Genomic DNA, 19,268 nt, shown 5'->3' on the forward strand with positions numbered 1-19,268 from the left:
CTCCCTGAGATGTCTTTGAGCGCCCTGACGTGCGAACCGTCGATCGCGGCGTCGTCCATCTCCAACAGACCCGCGGCCCGCAGCTCGGCGAGAAGGACCTCGTGCAAGCGCGGCCACACACCGGCTTCGGTCCAGTCCCGCAGCCGCCTCCAGGCCGTCACCCCGCTGCACCCGGTCCGCTCCGCGGGCACGTCCCGCCAGCTCACGCCCTTGCACAGCACGTACACGATGCCGCGAAGCGCCGCACGGTCGTCCGCCGGCAGCCGACCCGGGTATCGGTGCCGCCGCGGCGCACGCGGCGGCAGCAACGGCACCACCCGATCCCACAAGTCATCAGGCACAAGATCATCCGACACGTGCAGCACTCTGCCGCTCGGACCCCTCAACTGCCAAGCCCCTGTGCCGAACTCATTTTGAAACGATCAGTAAGGCACGTAAGACATGTGTCTCGGACTGGACGTACCGTGGAGACATGGCTGGGCGGGTGCGCCAGTGCGCGTACTGCTGGAACTCGCTGCGCGCAGGTGCGCGGAGCGATGCCCGGTACTGCTCGGTGAAGTGCAAAGCAGCAGCCCGCCGTAGGCGGCGCCACCTCCTGGAGGCTGTCGCCATCGGCCTGTGGTTCACCCAGGGCGTCGAGACCCAGCAGGTGGTGCGTTGCCCCTCCTGTGGCCGGCGCTTCGCCCACAAGCACGGCCACCGCCGGGACGCCGTGTACTGCGGGGGTGCCTGTCGGCAAGCGGCGTACCGGGCCAGGAAGGCCGATCGGGTACGCGAAGCCGTAACAGCGGGGCCTGGCGTTACGGATACCGGTACTGGGCCAGTTCCGCTCACCGCGCCAGTCGTGGAAGTCCGGCTGCCGCCGGACCCGGGCCCAGGGGGCCCTTTCCCCACCTACTGGTCCGACGGTGGTGGATGTCGGCAGTCTGCCGGACGAGGTGACCCTGCCCGTAGGGACCCGCACCGGGCACGGATGGTGACCGCCGTCCGGTCGAGGGTGGAAGTGTCAGTGAACAGGATGATCGTCAGGTGGATGGTGGCGTCGTCCACCAGGCGGTGGAGGGCAGGACGCGGTGCGCTCGGCAGGCCGGTACGGCAGGCACCCCGGACTGGTACGGGCACCTGCCACCAAGGTGGAGGGCAACTGGCCACCCGGGCCCGCCAGGGCTCGGGGGTGAGCCGCCGGCCGGACGGCGTGGCCGGACACGGCCACGGCGGTAGGCCGGCGGCTCAGGCCAGGCGGCAGCCGGATGGTCCAGCGCATCCAGGCGCTGGTCACGAGTGCGGGGGCGAAGCACGCCGCGGCCCGCCCAGGCGCAGCAGTGGCCCGCGATGACGGCCCGGTTGCCGCCCGGACCCGGTCGTCCGGCAGGGCAGTGGGTGCACCCGGCCGGGTTGGGGAGATCGAGGGGAGGGTGGTTGGCCGGGCCGACCATAGGCTCACGCACTGGGGGCCCTCGCGATTCGAGCACGAGGGCCCCCACCAGTCGGGCAGTACTTCAGCCGGCTGCCTCGGCGCAGGCGGAGGGCCCGGTGTGCCAGTACCGAAGCTGTCCGGTGCCGCTCTCGCCCGGCAGCGGGAGGTCGGACAGCCACTGGCCGGTGATCGGCAGCCCGCAGTCCGCGCACAGCGGCAGGCCCGTGTCCGTGGTGCCGTGGACCTCAGCGCAACCGACGTCGGCGCAGCCCAGGTCGGGTGGGCGTTCTGGTGGCCGGGCAGGACGCAGGTATCGCAGTGGCCGGGCAGGCCGGCGGCGGCGCGCTCGGACGAGGGCGAGGGCGAGGGCGAGCCGGTGAAGCGGGCGGTGGCGGCCGAGGCTGCGAGGGCTGGGGTCATTGGTCGTTCTCCTCGGTGGGCTGGGTCAGGGCGATGCATTGGACGTCGAGCTGGCCGGCGAAGTCGCCCAGGGCCTCGGCGAGCGCGGCGACGGTGTCGGGGTCGAGGTCGGCCAGCTCGACGCCGTCCACAACTGCCACTGGGCGCCGAAGCCCCTCAGGAGGGCGGAGACCACGACAGCGGGCATGAACATTTCGCCCTCGACCGCGGTCAGCGGCAGTTCGAGTCTCTCTCCACGACATTCCTCTCGTCTGTCGGCTGTTCTCCGGTGAATTCTTCTGGTGGGTTTACCGAATGGCCCGGGTCTGCTTTTTCGGGTGCCTCGCTATCCCTTTTCCGGCGACACGGGGGCGAGGTCGGGGCCGTGCGGGGGTGCTGGCGGGTGGTTTCAGGTGTCGTCGGGCTGCCGGTCGACGGCCTCAAGCATCTCGGCGGCCTCCCGCAGGGCTGCCGCAAGGCCGAGACGGCCCCAGCCGTCGTAGAGGCTGATTCGCAGGTTGCTGACACCCTCCATGTCCGCGCCCAGGGTCTCCACCACCGGCTCCTCGTCAGTGTCGGAGTAGTGCACGACGTGGTGGCGGGCGGCGACGCTGGAAAAGCTCAGCGCTCGACCCTACTGAGCTGGAGAGTGGTGACCTGTTGACGTACGGCATTCACAGGGCTTTCCCGGCCGAGGAGCGTGACGTTGGGAATTGATCCGGTGAACGTGGAGGCGATGGCGGTGAACCGTACTGCGGGTACGAGCAGAGCCAACTTCGGGACGGCCAAGCCGAAGGCCGGTCCAACGGTGACAATGAGGTCGCAGTGCTGGCTGAGCAGCCCGGCGAGATGGGGCTCGGCCTGGTCCGCGTCCACCGCGGGAGTGATGAGCTGTTGGACGTTCGTAGCACTCTCGGATCCTGCGGCCTGCATGGCAGCCCATATTTCCGGCACGGCGTCCGTGGTTGTTGCCGTGGCGGTGTCGGTGGCCAGACAGGCGGTCGCACGGCCGGACACGTCGTTTGCGACGACGAGGGCTGGACGGGCCGGCTTGCTCTCCGAGCCGAGCAAGAGTACAACCGTGCCGCCTGCTGCGAGGGCGAGTCCGATGATGGCGGTCACCAGGGCACGATGGCGGAAGAGGGTTCGTGAAGTCATCAGGGGTGTCCTTGACAGGTAGCCGGTTGTCAGCGGGTTCGGGCGGAGGAGCGGTTCCTGGCTCGCGCAGTCGCCTGTTGACTGCTTTGGCCTGTCTTCGGATGTGGCCTGCGTCGGCTCTTCAACCGATTTGATCCAGCGCCAGCGGCAGGCCTCTGGTCCGACGAGGCGTGGTCGTGCCTTCGGCGGCGGACGAATATTGCCACCGCCGCGGCGAAGGCGACCGTCGGCACGGCGATCACGGCGGCGATGACCGCAGTGGAGTTTTCGGGTATTGCGGGTGATGCGGTAGTGGCCTTCAGCAGCGGGTTTTCGGCGTCGCCCGGGTCTGCCGAGGAGGTGAGGGCCGCGAGTGGGTTGAGGATGCCGTAGCCGAGGCGTGGGCCGGGTCGTTCGTGGTGGTCTGTGGTGGTCGTGATGAGGCGACGGATCGTCTGGCCGGCGGTGAGGTGGGGATCGCGGGAACGGACGAGGGCGGCGGCGGCCGAGACATACGCGGCGGCATAGCTGGTGCCGTCTGAGTGGACGTACCGGCCCTGGTCGCTGGTGGAGTAGATCCCGGTGGCCGGTGCTGCGATGGTGATGCCTTGGCCGGACTCGCTCGGGGTCCAGAAGGCGCCGGTCTCGTCCACCCCGGAGACGGACAGCACACCGGGGAAAGCCGCCGGGTACATCGGGAGGTTCTCTCCCTCGCCCTGGTTGCCTGCCGAGGAGACCAGCACGATGTCCTTGCCCAGTGCATAGGTGACAGCCTGCCGGAGCAGCGGATCCGGGTGCGGCGACCCCATGGAGATGTTGATGACCTGTGCACCGTGGTCGGATGCCCAGACGATGCCACGGGCGAGTAGTGACGGCAGGACCTCTCCGTCGGTTGCGACCCGGACCGGGAGGATCTCCGCCTCGGGCGCGAGGCCCGTCATGCCGGTTCCCTGCGCGCCGCCTGTTCCGGCAATGATCCCGGCGATCGCAGTGCCGTGGGAGTCGCCCGATGTGTCCGTCCTGCCGTCGCCGCCGTCGCCGAGCAGGCTGGTGCCGGCGATGACTTGGCCGGAGAGGTCGGGGTGTGATGCCGCGACACCACTGTCCACCACGGCGACCGTTACGTGGCCTCCCTTGGATATCTCCCAGATTCTGTCGGCCTGGTAGTGCTGGGCGTTCAGTGGCCACTCGCTCGCGCGTATGTCGTCCGCCATCGCGGGTGACATCGGCACACAGAGCGAAGCGGCGGCGGCCGCCACCGTCAGCAGCCTTGCGACAAAGGGCCCGGGGCTCGGCATGGCTGCTCCTGAACGATCGGTGACGGGACGCCTCCGCTACTGGGCCTGTGCGACGTGCTGAGGACCAAGGCGACCGGTAGGCATGCAGATCGTATCCGCCCGCTTTCTTGAGTCCAGTGCATATTTCATGACGGACCGTCAAGTCGGTTTGCTGTGCCGCCTTTATGGAGCAGTTTGGTAAAATCCCGGCAAGGTTTGAGACGCCAAATCAGCAGTGATGCGAACAAAAGCGCCAATTCCTTCTTGATGATCTATGGACCCCCGCCGGAGGCGGGCTGTAGAAGATTCCCCGGCACGCCTTGTCCGGCGCGCTGTCAGTTCCGCATACCCGGGGGTCCGGCGTGAGCCGCTCGTCTTTCAGCATGCCGATTCGCCGTCTGCGCACTGCCGTGGCCGGTGTTCTGCGGCGAGCGTCGCGTGCTCTTCGCCGCATGCCGGCTTCCCGGGGCACTACACGTGCGGGCCGTGCGGTGGCGATCGTGGCGAGCCTGGCCCTTGTGCTGACGCTGTCGACCCAGTCGGCGAGCGCCTTCACCGTTCTCCAGGCCCAAGCTGCGCCAGCTGCGCCGCCCCCGCCCGAACAACTGAGCGGCACCGCCGCAGGGCGTGACGGCACCGTCGCCGCATCGGCGACGCAGCTCCATGCCGGAGAAGGCGGTACACACTCGCCAGCACCCGGCGAACTGCCCGAACAGACGGACCGGGCGAAGCCGGGAGACGTCCAGAGTTCCACCACTGCGCCCACCGCCGTGGTCGGCCGTCAGGTCGATCCGCCCGACAAGCTGCAGCCAGCCGCCAAGCAGCAGCCGGTACAGGCGCGAGCTGCCGCAGCTGCCAAGGCGGGCAAGGACGCAACGGCCACCGCCGGCATCCCGGGCACGGATCCAGTGGCGGCCGAGGTCCCGTCGGAGCGAACGGCGACGACTTCCGTGTTCGACAACGGCGACGGAACCCGGACGAAGCGGATCTACAGCAGGCCGGTGCACTACAAGAAGTCCGACGGCACGTGGGCGAACATCGACACCGGTCTCGCCCAGGACGGCGGTGGCCGCTGGTCGGAGAAGGCCAACGAGCAGCAACCCACCTTCGCCGCCAAGGCGGACGACCCCGCCTTGGTGTCATGGACAGTAGACGCCTCGCACCGCCTGTCCTACAGCCTGCAGGGCGCGAAGGCCGTACCGGCCGCAGCCAAGGACAACGTCCTCACCTATGCGGGTGCGGCCCCGTCGACGGACGTCGTCTACAACGCCCTGGCCGGCGGGGTGAAGGAGTCGCTGCTCCTGCACGATGCCACCGCGGCGACCACGTGGGTGTTCCCCCTGCAGCTGACCGGACTGACACCATCGATCGACCAGGCTGGGAACGTCGTCTTCGCGGACGCCACTGGTAAGGCCGAGGTCACGATCCCGCACGGCTACATGGAGGACAGCGCCACGGATCCCGCTTCGGGCGAAGGCACGATCTCCACCGCCGTCACTTACTCACTGACGACGGTGGGCGGTTCGCCCGCACTGCAGATGTCGCTGGACGAGTCATGGCTGCACGACGCGAAGCGGGTGTGGCCGGTCAAGGTGGACCCGACGACGCAGACCCAGTTGAACACCACCCGGTCGACGTTCGTCGAGACGCCGTACAACATGAACTTCGCCTCCGACGCGTCGCTGAAGGTCGGGACCTACGACGGCGGGACACACACAGCACGCAGCTACATCGTCTTCGACTCGGTCGGCCAGAGCCTCTACAACGACTACGTCCAGAAAGTCGAACTCGACGTCGCCCTGATCCACTCCGCCCAATGCTCCAACCACAGCGTGGACGTGCACGCCATCTCTTCCGCGTGGGATCCGGCCTCGGTGGCGTACGCCTCGCAGGTGCCGATCGACTGGAACGTCCTGGGCACCGCAACCAGCTACGGTGGTACCCCCTGCGGGTCGGTGGCGTGGACGCCGTTCAACCTGGGCGACGCCGCTTCCACCCCGGGCGCACAACTGGTGAACAGCTGGGCCCACGGTGGAGGGAACTACGGTTTCGCGCTAACCACCAACGAGTCGGACTCGACCGCATGGAAGGTCTTCGACAGCGTCAACACCAGCTTTCCGCCCTACCTCAAGGTCACGTACGTGGACTGGGCGGCGAACTACTCGATACCGCCGAACTACAACGCACCTACCTACAACACTCCCGGCTCCCAGCAGGTCACCATGACCAATCTGGGCGCGAACTGGTGGAACTCGTCGAGCATGCAGGTCAAGCCGCGGTTCTACGACGCGAACTGGCAGGAGCGGTGGCCGGCCGGCAACGCCCCGATGACGGGAGTGCCGGGACTGGTGCAGACAGGCCAGTCGGTCACGTTCAACGCGACGATCCCTCCGATTCCACCAGGTCAGTCGTATGACATGTGCTGGGACGGCTACGTCGGTGGCACCACCTCCCTGTACGACTCCTACGGCATCCCGGTTCGCAACTGCACATGGGTATCGGCCCTGAACACGGACCCTCAGCTCGACATCACGGCACCGTTGAGCAACTCGGTCCTGGGTACAGTGCACCCCCAGCTCTACGCGTCGGGCCACGACTCGGACAACTACCCGGGCACGGGGGTGGACTACCAGTTCCAGGTGTACTCCAACCCGTCCTCGGGATCCCCGCAGTTGGTCGCGGACTCCGGCTGGCAGCCGAGCACATCGTGGGCCGTGCCCAGCGGACTGGCATGGAATTCCTCCTACCTGTGGACCGTCCGGGACGGTGACCATCAAAGCGGGAGCGCCTGGGCCAACTTCAGCGCGTTCTCCACACAGGTGCAGCAGCCCGTGATCACCTCCCACCTGGGCGGCGCCGCCGGTGACGGATCCGGCCGCACGTTCGACACCCAGGTGGGCAACTACACCACCGATGCGACGGACGCGAGCGTAAAGGCGGTCGGACCGGAGCTGACGGTCACTCGCTCGTACAACTCCCTCGACCCCCGTACCTCGACCCTCTTCGGGGCCGGCTGGACCTCCGCCTTCGACATGCGTGTCCAGCCGGACGGCGACGGCTCCGGTTCGGTGGTCCTGACCACGGCCAGTGGCCGGGCCGCGCGGTTCGGCGCGGATCCGCAGGGCGGCAGTATCTACACCCCACCGCCGGGGGAGTTCGAGTCGCTCAGCAGCGTCGCCGCGGGTTTCGACCTGATGGTCAAGGACGGGACTCGGTACGAATTCCACGTGCAGACCGGAGGCGGCTACGCCCTGTCTGCTGTGCGTGATGCCGTCGGGCACGTCCAAGACCTGGTCTACAGCAGCGGCCGGCTCGCCACGGTGACGGACGCCGCCTCCGGCCGCGCCCTGCACTTCGGATGGACGGCAGACGGCCGGCACGTCGCGAAGGTTCTCACCGACCCCGCCTTCGGAACAGACCAGAGTACCGCCCTGACCTGGACCTACACCTACAACGCGACGAGTGCGGACGAGCTGGACCAGGTGTGCGCACCACCGCCCGGCGGCAACACCGCAGCTTCCTGCACCACGTACACCTACGGCCAGGGCTCGCACCTGCGCTCGGCAGTCCTGGATTCAGCACCGGTGTCGTACTGGCGCCTGGGCGACCCCTCGGGCAGCACTGCCAAAAGCGAGGCGGTCGAGAACCAGGGCAACGACAACGCACGCTACTCCGCGACCGGCATCACGCTGGGCGTGCCCGGGCCGACAGCGTCGTCTGCCACTGCGGCAACCTTCGACGGCACTTCGGGGGCGGTTACGCTGCCTCAGAGCGTGCTCGACACGTCCTCGTACACCTCCGTGGGTCTCTGGTTCAAGACCTCCGGCTGGGGGGTGCTGTTCAGCTACCAGGCGGATACCTTCCCCGGCAGCGGAACGACTTCGGCCAACTACACACCGGCGCTGTATGTCGGGTCCTCGGGCAAGCTGCACGGCAAGTTCTGGAACGGTCCCTCCAACCCGATCGAGTCGGCTGCGGCGGTCAACGACGGAAAGTGGCACTACGCACTGCTGTCAGCCTCGGGCAGTTCGCAGACCCTGTACCTGGACGGCCAGGCCCAGGGAACGCTGGCGGGAGCGGTGATCGCACCCGGGCAACGCTCCGAGGCCGTCGGCGGCGGCTTCATCAGCGCCTGGTGGGCGGACACACCCTACGACTACACCGGCCGGGCGAACTTCTTCGCGGGCAGCATCAGCGACGTCGCGTTCTACAACCGCGCACTCGGGGCACCGGCAATCGCCTCGCTGTGGCAGGCGGGCAGCCAGGCCTCACCTGAACTGTCCGGGCTGAAGTTGCCCTCCGGCAAGACCCGCCTCGCCGTCACCTACGACACCGTCAAGGACCGTGCCGCCCAGGTGACCGACGAGAACGGCGGCACCTGGAAGCTCAACGCCCCCACCGTCTCCGGCTCCTCGCAGGAGTACCGCGGCCAGGTCATGGGCTCCCGGCCCTCCGGCTACTGGCGAATGTCCGAAAGCGCAGGAGTGCAGGCCGCAAACCAGGTCTACACGCCCCGCCCGACACCCAACAACGGCACCTACTCCGGCGTCACGCTGGGCGGGGCCGGCCCGATGAGCGGCTCGACAGGAGCCGCCTCCTTCGACGGCAGCACATCCTGGGCCGAACTGCCCGCCTCCTACGCACCACAAGCCGGCCCCGGCGCCCTCGGACTGTGGTTCCGGACGAGCAGCGCCGGCGTCCTGCTCGGCTACCAGTCCTTCCCGATCGGGGGAAGTCCCAACGGCACGACGGACCGCTGGAACCCGGCCTTGTACATCGGAAGCGACGGAAGGCTGCGCGCCCAGCTGTGGATGGGCGACGCTGCGCAGACCATGGTCACCGCAGCACCCGTGAACGACGACAAGTGGCACTTCGCCGTCCTGTCCGCCGACAGCACCAGCTCCCAGCGCCTATACCTGGACGGCGCGATGGCCGCAGGGCCGCTGGCCGGCACCATCTCCCCCAACGGCACGGGGCACGTCTTCGTCGGCGCCGGCGCGGTCTTCGGCGGCTGGCCCTCCCCCACCTCCGACAGCACCGGCCACTTCAAGGGCCAGATCGCTGACGTGGCCGCGTTCCCGCACGGCCTGGACAGCACCCGGATCGCCACCCTCTACCAGCTGGCCACCGGCAACGGAGCCGCCCAGTACGACGCGGCCATCGTGGACGCCCATCCCACCGGCTACTGGCGCCTCGGCGACACGAGCGGCAACCAGGCCGGCGAGCTGATCTCCTCAGCCGCACTCGCACAGAATCGCGGCACCAACCACGACACGACCTGCTGCCCCGCTGGCCCGTGGGCCTCAGGCAGTACGACGGCAACGGGCTTCAACGGCACGACGTCATACGTGCAACTGCCCGCCAACACCGCACCCAAGCAGGACGGCTGGACGACAGTCGAGCTCTGGTTCAAGACCAGCACGCCGGGTGTCCTCTACGGCTACCAGGACTTCCCGCTCGGCTCCGCGCATGCGGAGGTCGCCAACCACTGGAACCCCGCCCTGTATGTCGGCAGCGACGGAAAACTGTACGGAACCCTCTGGACCGGGAATCCCGCGAACGCGCTGGTGACACCGGGGACCGTCAACAACGGAGCCTGGCACCATGTGGCGCTGACCGGGAGCGGAGGCGGCCAGACTCTGTACCTCGACGGCGCAGCAGCCGCCACCAGCACAGCTGGACGGCCCCTCGGCTACAACGGGTCCGCTTACGCCTACCTGGGCGGGGGTACGGACGACGGCGGGTGGCCCAACCACCCCACGGACGCCAGCGGCCACTTCAACGGCACTATCGCCGACTTCGCCATCTACGACTACCCACTGGTGGCCAGCGCCATCGCCACCCAGTACCGCGTCGCAACCACCGCCAGCACGGCGGGCGGCCTCGACGCCTCCACCGCCTACCGTGCGAGCGTCGTCCAGAGCGGCGCAGCCGGATACTGGCGCTTGGACGACCCTGCCGGCTCCGGGTACGCCGCCGACGAACTCGGCACGGCCCTGCCGGACGTCACCTCGGGCACCTACACCGACGCGACGCTGAACGCCGACGGGCCCTCTAACGACACCGCGAACCAGCGTGCCGCGGTCTTCAATGGCAGCACCTCGGCCCTCCGCCTGCCCGGCGACGCCGCACCCGTGCGGGGGCCGGCCACGATGGAGCTGTGGTTCAAGACCACCAGCGGCGGGCCGCTGTACGGCTACCAGGACTTTCCCGCAGGTGCCGGACACAGTCCCGGTGCCCAGGCGTGGAACCCCGCGCTGTACGTGGGATCGGACGGCCGAGTGCACGGCGAGTTCTGGACCGGGCTGGCGGACTACGCGCTGACCTCCGACCGGACCGTCACAGACGGAGCCTGGCACCAGGTCGTGCTCGCCGCCGATGACAACGGCCAGAGCCTGTACCTCGACGGACGCCAGAGCGCCGCCGACACGACGGCCCGCAAGATCACCTTCAACGGCACGCCCTATGTCTACCTCGGCGCCGCCGCCACCGACTACTGGCCCGCCGGCGGTGCGAGCTACTTCAATGGCTCGATAGCCGAAGCCTCGTACTACCCCGCCCGCCTCGACAGCGACACGGTCGCGGCCCACTACAAGGCCATGGGCAACGGCGGCACCGCCACCCCCGTCACTACGGCAACGGTCACCGACCCGACCGGCAACACCCTCGCCTACCGCTACGACACCCGATCCTCCCAGCTCATCGCACGCAGCGACGCGTTCGGCAACAGCACCCGCTACACCTACGACACCTCGGGCTACGTCCACACCGTGACCGACCCCGACGGCCACACCGTTACCACCGGCCACGACGCACGCGGCAACACCGTCTCCAGCACCACGTGCCAGGACCCCGCCCACTGCAACACCAGCTACGCCACGTACTACCTCGACGCCGCCAACGCGCTCAACCCCCTCAACGACAAGCGCCTCTCCTCCCTCGACGCCCGTTCCTCCGGCCCGTCGGACACCACCTACACCACCACCTACACGTACAGCCCGGCCGGTGACCTCACCTCCGTCACCAGCCCGGCAACAGCGGACTTCCCCAAGGGCCGGACCACCTACATCACCCTGACCACCGGTACCGAGCAGGCCGTCAACAGCGCGGGCCAGCCCGCCAGCGGCACCCAGCCCGTTGGCCTCGCCGCCGCCCAGAGCCAGCTCGTAGACGCCAACGCCTACACCCAGGCCTCCTCCGTTCCCGCCGGCCAGCAGACCCGCTACTCCTACGACACGGCCGGCAACCTCACCAGGACCATCTCCCCACTCGGGCTGACCACCACATACACCTACGACAACCTCGGCCGCCCCGCCTCGCAGACCCAGGCCTGCACCAACTGCGGCCAGGGTCAGACACCCACCACCACGACCACCGCCTACACCTGGGACGGCCAGGGCAACCTCATCACCAGGACCGACCCCGCCACCACCGATGCGGTCACCGGCACCGTCCACACCCGCAGAACCGTCACGGTCTACGACACCGACGGCGATCCCACCAGCCAGACCATCGCCGACACCACCGGCGGCGACAAGGCCCGCACCACGACCTGGACCTACAACGCCGCGAACGACCATCTCGCCCAGGTGACCGACCCCGCCGGGCACAAGACCAGCTACATCTACGACGCGTACGGCAACACCACTTACGAGACCGACGCGGTCGGCACCACCTACACCTACACCTACAGCCCGATGGGCCAACTCAAGCAGACCGCCATCGCCAACTACACCGGCAACCCGAACAACCCGGTCACCGCCCACTGGCAGGTCCTCGAATCCCGCGCCTACGATCCCGCAGGCCGCCTCGCCACCGTCGCCGACGCCATGGGCCGCACCACCCACACGTACTACAACGACGACGACACTGTCGCCGAGACGGACCTCGACGCCTTTCACAACTTCAACCCCACCACCCGGGCATTCGACGGGAGCCTGCGCAACGTCGTCCTCCAGCAGAACACCTACGACGCGGCAGGCCACCTCACCCAGCGCACCACCGGAGGCGGAAAGAGCACCGTCACCAACAGCTGGGACGCAGCAGGACGCGCCACCAGCACCACCGTCGACCCCGGCGGACTGAAGCGCACCAGCAGCTACACTTACGACGCCGGAAACCGTGTCCTCAGCACCCGGCTGACCGACGGCAGCCAGAGTCGCGAGACCGATACGACGTACGACGCAGTGGGCGACGTACTGTCCGCGACGGTGAAGAACACCCCGCAGGATTCAACGGTCACTTCGACGTACGACCAGAGCGGTCGTCCGCTCACGACGATCAGCCCGCTCGGCAACGTGGCGGGGGCCGACCCCAGCGCCTATACCACCACCCTGGCACACGACGCCGTGGGCCGACTCGTCGTCACCACCGGTCCGGCCCTCGCAAGCACCGTCTTCAACACCATGAGTGGAACGCCGGTCACTCTCCCGCAGACGCGCGCCATCAGTCGGACGGGGTACGGAGTCTTCGACACTCCTACCTCCGCACAGGACCCGAGCGGCAGTGTCACTACCTTCACCCGCACCTTCGACAGTGCCGGCCAGCACGACGCGATCGCCCAGAACTCGTACACGGCTCCGGGGCAGATCACTGCGGTCACTCCTGTCACCCAGATCGACTACGACGCACTCGGCCGGGTCAAGACACTCCACGACGCCAAGGGCCAGATCACCAGCAGCATCTACGACCAGGTGGACAACTTGGTCGAGACCGACCTCCCCGCGGTCGGCGGGATCACGCCGAAATGGCACTACACCTACGACCTCGACGGCGAAAAGCAGAGCATCACCGACCCCACCGGTGCGCAGACCCTGTCCACATATGACGACCTCGGACGCCCCGTCACCCTCTCCCGCCAGGTCCGCCAGGGCGCTGGCGCCCCCGCTCTGTACACCAGCACGTTCGGCTACGACGACGCAGGCAACCGCACCACGGCCACCGCGGCAGGCGGAGCGACCGTCACCGCCGTGTACGACGCCGCGGGAGAACAGACCAGCACCACTGATCCGCTCCAGCGCACCACCAGGCTGGCCTACAACCTGGCAGGCCAGCCAACACAAACCATCTTTCCCGGAAGCCAGACCACTACCAACGGCCCTTCAGTGAAGACGAGTTACGACCAGGCGGGCCAAGTCACCGGCACGACACAGCTCTCGACCACCGGTGCTTCGCTCGCCAGCACGAGCCTCCAGTACGACGTGGCGGGGAACCGGTCTTCCGAGACCGACGCGGACGGCAACGCCAGCACCTGGACTTACGACGCTGCCGGCCGCCCTGTCCAGCACATCCAGCCCACAGGCACCGGTCAGAACATCACCACCGGCCTCGCCTACGACTCCGCCAGCCACCGCACCGCCTATACCGACGGCAACAACAACACGACCTACTACACCTTCAACACCCTCGGCCTGCCCGAATCCACCATCGAGCCAGCTACCTCGGCCTACCCCAACATCGCCGATCGTGCCTATACCACCGGCTACGACCCACTCGGCGAACCCACTACGGTCACAGAGCCCGGCGCGGTCACCATCTCCAGTACCTACGACCCTGTGGGCCACCTGATCAGTCAGTCAGGTACCGGCGGCCAGGCCTCCACCCCGACGCGGAACTTCGGCTACGACCTCGACGGGCGCCTCACCTCTCTCTCCACCCCGAGCGGGACGCAGACCTATACCTACGAAGACCGGGGCGCCATCGCTTCCGCCAGCGGGCCATCCGGCAACAGCTCCTACAGCTACGACGCAGACGGCCAGCTGACCTCCCGAACGAACGCAGCAGGAACCGCCACCTTCACCTACGACGCGGCCGGCCAGCTCAAGACCCTCGCCGAACCACAGACCGGTAACACCATCGCCTATGCCTACACACCCCTCGGGCAGGTCAGCTCCCTCCAGTACGGAACCGGTAGCACCCGCACCTACGCCTACGACGACCAGGGCAACGTCACAAGCGACACCATCAAGACGAGCACTGGCTCGCTTGTGGCCTCGCTCGCCTACGGCTACTACCCGTCAGGCCGCCTCAAGATGCAGACCACCAGCGGCATCGCCGGCGCCACCACCCACACCTATGGCTACGACGCCGCGGGCCGCCTCAGCACCTGGAACAACGGCGCCGCAACCACCGCCTACAGCTACGACGGCAACGGCAACCTCACCTCTAATGGGTCCACCACGGCGACCTACAACCAGCGAAACCAGCTGAGCACTCAGGGCAGCACCGCCTACACCTACACCGCCCGAGGTACCCGCTCCACCGCGGTGAGCGGCAGCACCACGACCAGCGCCACCTACGACGCCTTCGACGAACTCACCGCCCAGGCCGGTCAGACCTACAGCTATGACGCCCTCGGCCGACTGGCCGGCAACGCCGGACACTCGTTCACGTACGACTCAATCACCAGCAACCTCACCTCCGACGGCTCCGAGAAGTACACACGTACCCCAGGCGGTTCCCTGACTGCGATCGGCACCGGCACCACAGCAGCCTTCGCCTACAGCAACCGCCACGGTGACCTGGTCGGCACTTTTACCGCCGCCAGCACCACCCTTGCCGGGTCCAGTGCCTACGACCCGTGGGGCAAGCCCACAGCCAGCGCAGGTACCCCCCACGACCTCGGCTACCAAGGCGGCTGGACCGACTCCAGCACCGGCCAAGTCAGCACGGCCAGCCGCTGGTACGACCCGTCCGCTTCAGGTTTCACCAGCCGCGACACCGCCAACCTCGCACCCACCACCTCTGCTGACGCCAACCGCTACGCATACGGCAATGCCGATCCAGTCGGCAACGCCGACCCCAGCGGGCACAATCCCTGCGAACCCGACGGCGCCCCATCCGCCGGTCCCTCAAGCCCCCAACAGGGACCGAGCGCCCAGCAACGAAAGCTCCAGCATCTGCTGGACGAAGATGTTGAGTATTCGGCCAGCCTGGCATCCTCCTACAACAGCATGAGCTACATGGAGTCATCCGCCAGCCAGGCCGCGAGCGGCGCCTATGCGGTCGAAATGAGATGGTGGAGCGTCCATCACAGTTACCCGGAAATCTTGGCCCACCTGGATCCACGGGCAGGCGAGGTGGGATACGACGCCTCAGGAATGGCGTATGCGGCCGAAGCCTCGGCCATGGCATATGCAATGGCACTGATACAGGCGGAAGAATATGCTTTGGCCGCCAGCTACAAGAGTTGTGATGGCTCCAGCGGCGGCTCAGCTGGCGGTTCCGGAGGCGGAGCCCATGGAGGATCGGGCTCTGGTGGTGGTCTTGGGGCCGGCGGGTCCGGCGGAGGATCGGGAGCCAGCGGGTCCGGCGGAGGACCCCATATAGACCTGCATACACAGGCGCCGGTCCCGTGCACCACCTGCTCCACCACGCCCCAACCTGGCCGCCCCCTCAATGGAGGGATCGAAGACGGGCAAAGCCAGACAGGAATAGCGCAAAATAGGGGCACAGCGACGGGTCAACAATTCTCGCCGGGCGAGGCCGCGGCAGCGCAGGGGCTGCCCATAGCACCCGGAGCTCCTCAAGCACCTCAAGCACCTCAAGCAACAGAAGAGGAGGACCCCTGCCAGTCGGACGCCTTCGGATCGCACAATGACATGGCTTTCGTATATGAGCCTCTGGAGAAGGCTCCTGGCAGAGAAGGCAAGTGCAGGGCGACGGGGGCTTACGCCTACCTATCACCGGAGGATATTCGCGATAAGCGCGTCAATCCCTCAGTCGACCCTGATGGATTCCTTGAAATTGGACCCTCTGCGATTCGCGCTCGTGGCCACTTGATCGCGTCGGTCTACGGTGGAGCCGGAAATGATCTGAGGAACTTTATTCCCATGTATCAGGTAGCAAATCAGATGATGTACGATGTCTTTGAATCGCAGGTAGAGGCAACGCTGCGAGGCGGAGGCCACGTCAAGATCACCGTAACCCCCGTATACGGTGGAAGTAATTCACTAATACCCAGCGCCGTGGAGTTGAGCGCGAGCGGCGACATGAAGGAAGATTGCGACGTATTCAACTCCATTACTCCCACCTATAAATGCGGAGTTAATCGAAGGTAGAAAATTTTCACAAACTTTCTCCACTTGATAACAATTAGGAGTGATTTCGTGGACCTCATACTGACAGCTCGTGAGACTCTCGGTAGCCCAAGGAAATACTCGACAATCGAGGTCTGGGAGGAGATCGAGAGAGAATTCGGAATCTCGCTCCCAGGCGATTACAAGGGTTTCATTTCGGCCTATGGACCGGGCCAGATCGGACGGTTTCTTACCCTTCTTCACCCAGGATCCGGGGAGGACTCGCTCAGCTATCTGCATAAGGCACTGGCACCGTCATATCGAGCCCTCTTCCCGCAGAAAATCCCATATCCCATCCTCCCAGAAAAAGATGGGGCCCTTCTCTGGGGGCTGACCGATGAGGGAGATGCCTGTTTCCTGATCCCAATTAATCCCAACCAGTGGGCCGTGGGAATATGGTTCCGCCAGTGGGCAGAGTGGTGGGAATCGGAGGATTCATTTTCGGATTGGATGTCGGGAATTATTTCCGGTCATCTGGAAATAGATGGGTTCACTCTTGGCAGAGGCGGCGCCATCGAATTCCTGGCGGAGTAGGCTGCGGGGCAGCTGATGCACCCAGGCTTGGCGCCTATAAAAGTCCAGTGCGGCTGTCTCTAAACGGCGATCCTGCCGCCGTAGGCTGCTTGCCAAATATAGCCAATCGGTCGAGAGTATCGCCGCTCAGGGGGCGCACGGTGGAGGAATGGTGGGGTTTATAGCCGAGTGGCGGAAGCACCGGTCTGCGCGGAGCGCAGACGTGCGGGCGGAGGGGCTGGTTCAGGACGGTGTTCGGATGCTGGCGGGGGGCCGGGCGGCCGACGCTGAGGTGCTCCTTGCTGAGGCGGTCCGGATCCGAACCGCCTGGTCGGGCTCTGCAGCGCCCGACGCTGTTGCGACTCGGATGACCAGGGTCAGAGCGCTCCGCCGGCTCGGTCGGGCCGGAGAGGCGGAGGCTGAGTTGCGCGACATTCTCGGCATCGTGGCAGCCACACCGACATTGGAACCTTTCGACGGAAGCACCCGCCTGATGCTCGCCGCCATCCTGCTGGCCTCCCAGCGCGTAGAGGAGGGTCTGACAGAACTTGACGCATTGCTGGGACGCGCGGGCACTTCCGCCCCTAACCGAATCGTCTTCAGTGTCAGGAGCATGCGGTCGGCCGCCTTGTCCGTGCTCGGACGCCATGCCGAGGCGGCCGAGGAGTCCTTGGCCCTCGCGGGCGCGATCGCCGCTGAACATGGGGCCGGCGAATTCGGGGCGCTGCGGGCCCGGGCGTCGCGGGCACAGAATCTGGTCCAGCTCGGGAGTTTCGACGAGACTGACGCAGAATGCCGAGCTCTGATCAAGGCAGCGGCCGGCCTGGGCCGGGCACAGGCCTCGGTCGTGCATTGCTCCGCCCGCAACGCGCTGGTCCTCTCACTGGTAGGCCGGGGCCGCGCTGTGGAGGGCGAAGCCGAGGCGCGAGAGGCGATCCGGCTGGCGTCCGTCCCGGAACTCCCAGGGTGCACGTACCCGGTCGCGCTTCACATCGGACTTGCCCGAACCCTGATCGCCCAGGGCCGTCATGCGGAGGGACTGCAGACTGCGCAGGCTTCCGAGGAGGCGTACGTCGGGAGGCCCGACGCCAAAATTCCCCTCGCCGCCGCAGTCCGCCTCGCGATCGGCACGGCACAGCTGGGTCTGGCTCGCCTCGACGAGGCCCGTCAGGCGACCGACCTGGCCCTGGCCGATTGCCGGGCTTCGCTGGGTCCCCGTCATCACCGGATGCTGGAAGCCGGCACCCTGGACGGTCGGCTCCTGGCAGCCGAGGGCAGGATCGTCGAGGCCCGTGAGCAGCTTGCCTCCAACGTGGCCGCCTGGCTGCAGTACTTCGGCGCGGACCACCCGAACACCCGCGCCGCGGAGATCGCGCTGGCCGCGGTCAGGTAGAAGCCGACGGTCGCTGTGCCGTCCGGTCAGCAACCGACAGGACGTGTTACCCGTGGTGGTAGGAGCGCATACGGAAGCGACATCGCGTCAGATCAAGGCTGCTACGCCTCCGTAAACGGCCTGCTGGCCCACACCGGGATCAGTGTGGGCCTACGGGCCAAAAGCTGCACCCGCAGTCTCGCTGCTTCCCGTTGGCCTGATCAGGCCCGGCGTGCTTGGTGCTCGCCGTCGGCGCGGCGCAGGGGCAGGACGTTGTCACTGCCGTCGGCCTTCGCCGTGAACCGGTAGTAGACCGTGTCGTCGATCTTCTCCATCCAGCCGCGCTCGACGAGCTGGCCGCGCAACCGGGAGAAGAGGGACGAGTCCATGTTGATCTCGGCAGCGAGTTCCTTGGCGTCCATCGGCACAGCGTCGCTGTCGGGGGTGTCGAAGACGTCGGGTCGGGATCGCCGATCGGTAGCGGGTGCTCGCCCCGGTTTCCTTGAGTTTCGGGGCGGGTGTCGGGGTTGGCGCCGACCCCGGGTCGGGGGTACGGCAGCGGAGGTCTACAGGCCTTCGACGTCCATCCAGGAGATGTCGTTGAGCTCGACGTCGAGGCCGGCGGCGCGGTGGCCGTTGTCCTTGAAGTAGTGCTCGCGCAGGCCTTCGGCGAGGATCCGCTCCTGCTCGGCCTGGCCGGCTTTGGCGTCCCGGGCGGCGTAGAGCCTATGGGCGACGGACCCGGGCATCTTCTGCGTGATGGTGCGCGGGCGCGGGTCGTCGGTGGAGCCGGCGGCGGAGCTGTAGCCGAAGGTGCCGCTCATGTGGAGCATGAAGCCGCGCTTCTCGGCCTCACGGTGCACCCGCTGCTTCACCGTGGGCTGCCACTTCGCGCGGACCTGCTGTTCGACCTTCTTCGCGGCGGCCGGCTTCGGGGCGCCCTGGCCCTTGAGCCAGCGCTGCACGGTGCGCTGGGAGACACTCAGTTCGGCGGCGAGCGCCTTGGTCGGCGGCTGCCTCCACGGCATAGACCTCGACGTACACGTTGAGGAGGCGCTGCTCGATCGCGGGCAGGT

General features: G+C 67.2%; 9 protein-coding genes and 1 pseudogene. 3 read left to right on the forward strand and 7 right to left on the reverse strand.

The annotated features are described in order from the left end of the window. Positions 1-14: 14 nt before the first annotated feature. From ACFUK0_RS14305 to mycP, 5 genes and pseudogenes are all read right to left on the reverse strand, one after another. Positions 15-356: pseudogene (locus ACFUK0_RS14305) on the reverse strand (transposase); the annotation flags it as partial. 1,477 nt (positions 357-1,833) lie between these two features. Next, positions 1,834-1,977, reverse strand: a complete 144-nt coding sequence (locus ACFUK0_RS14310; RefSeq protein ID WP_380249753.1) for a hypothetical protein — start codon at positions 1,975-1,977, stop codon at positions 1,834-1,836. 248 nt (positions 1,978-2,225) lie between these two features. Continuing rightward, positions 2,226-2,405: a hypothetical protein gene (locus ACFUK0_RS14315; RefSeq protein ID WP_380249755.1), complete on the reverse strand. Its 180-nt coding sequence runs from the start codon at positions 2,403-2,405 to the stop codon at positions 2,226-2,228. A 32-nt stretch (positions 2,406-2,437) separates the two neighbouring features. Continuing rightward, the gene (locus ACFUK0_RS14320) at positions 2,438-2,938 is read right to left on the reverse strand and encodes a hypothetical protein (protein ID WP_380249758.1); all 501 of its coding nucleotides are present in this window, start codon (positions 2,936-2,938) and stop codon (positions 2,438-2,440) included. Between the two features lie 65 nt (positions 2,939-3,003). Next, entirely contained in the window at positions 3,004-4,251 is a 1,248-nt protein-coding gene (gene mycP / locus ACFUK0_RS14325; RefSeq protein WP_380249760.1) for a type VII secretion-associated serine protease mycosin, read from the reverse strand. A gap of 479 nt (positions 4,252-4,730) precedes the next feature. Between mycP and ACFUK0_RS14330 the strand changes: the two genes are divergently transcribed. The 3 genes from ACFUK0_RS14330 to ACFUK0_RS14340 all read left to right on the forward strand — a co-directional run bounded on the left by ACFUK0_RS14330 (position 4,731) and on the right by ACFUK0_RS14340 (position 18,213). Beyond that, the gene (locus ACFUK0_RS14330; protein WP_380249762.1) at positions 4,731-16,289 is read left to right on the forward strand and encodes a LamG-like jellyroll fold domain-containing protein; all 11,559 of its coding nucleotides are present in this window, start codon (positions 4,731-4,733) and stop codon (positions 16,287-16,289) included. Positions 16,290-16,337: 48 nt separating this feature from the next. Next, a complete protein-coding gene (locus tag ACFUK0_RS14335; protein WP_380249764.1) occupies positions 16,338-16,841 on the forward strand; it encodes an SMI1/KNR4 family protein in 504 nt (167 codons plus the stop codon). Between the two features lie 403 nt (positions 16,842-17,244). Beyond that, positions 17,245-18,213, forward strand: a complete 969-nt coding sequence (locus tag ACFUK0_RS14340; protein ID WP_380249766.1) for a hypothetical protein — start codon at positions 17,245-17,247, stop codon at positions 18,211-18,213. A 200-nt stretch (positions 18,214-18,413) separates the two neighbouring features. Here the strand turns inward: ACFUK0_RS14340 and ACFUK0_RS14345 are convergent, their stop codons facing one another. Next, positions 18,414-18,614 (reverse strand): hypothetical protein, encoded by a 201-nt coding sequence (locus ACFUK0_RS14345; protein ID WP_380249768.1) that lies wholly within the window; start codon positions 18,612-18,614, stop codon positions 18,414-18,416. A 144-nt stretch (positions 18,615-18,758) separates the two neighbouring features. Then, entirely contained in the window at positions 18,759-19,220 is a 462-nt protein-coding gene (gene tpg / locus ACFUK0_RS14350) for a telomere-protecting terminal protein Tpg (RefSeq protein WP_380249770.1), read from the reverse strand. Positions 19,221-19,268: the final 48 nt, after the last annotated feature.

Origin of the sequence: Kitasatospora sp. NPDC057223 (assembly GCF_042669755.1) — a bacterium.
Classification (GTDB): domain Bacteria; phylum Actinomycetota; class Actinomycetes; order Streptomycetales; family Streptomycetaceae; genus Kitasatospora.

Bases quoted from the DNA above. Each gene is read 5' to 3' on its own strand.
- tpg (WP_380249770.1), bottom strand. From the start codon at position 19,220: ATGCCGTGGAGGCAGCCGCCGACCAAGGCGCTCGCCGCCGAACTGAGT.
- mycP (WP_380249760.1), bottom strand. From the start codon at position 4,251: ATGCCGAGCCCCGGGCCCTTTGTCGCAAGGCTGCTGACGGTGGCGGCC.
- ACFUK0_RS14345 (WP_380249768.1), bottom strand. From the start codon at position 18,614: ATGGACGCCAAGGAACTCGCTGCCGAGATCAACATGGACTCGTCCCTC.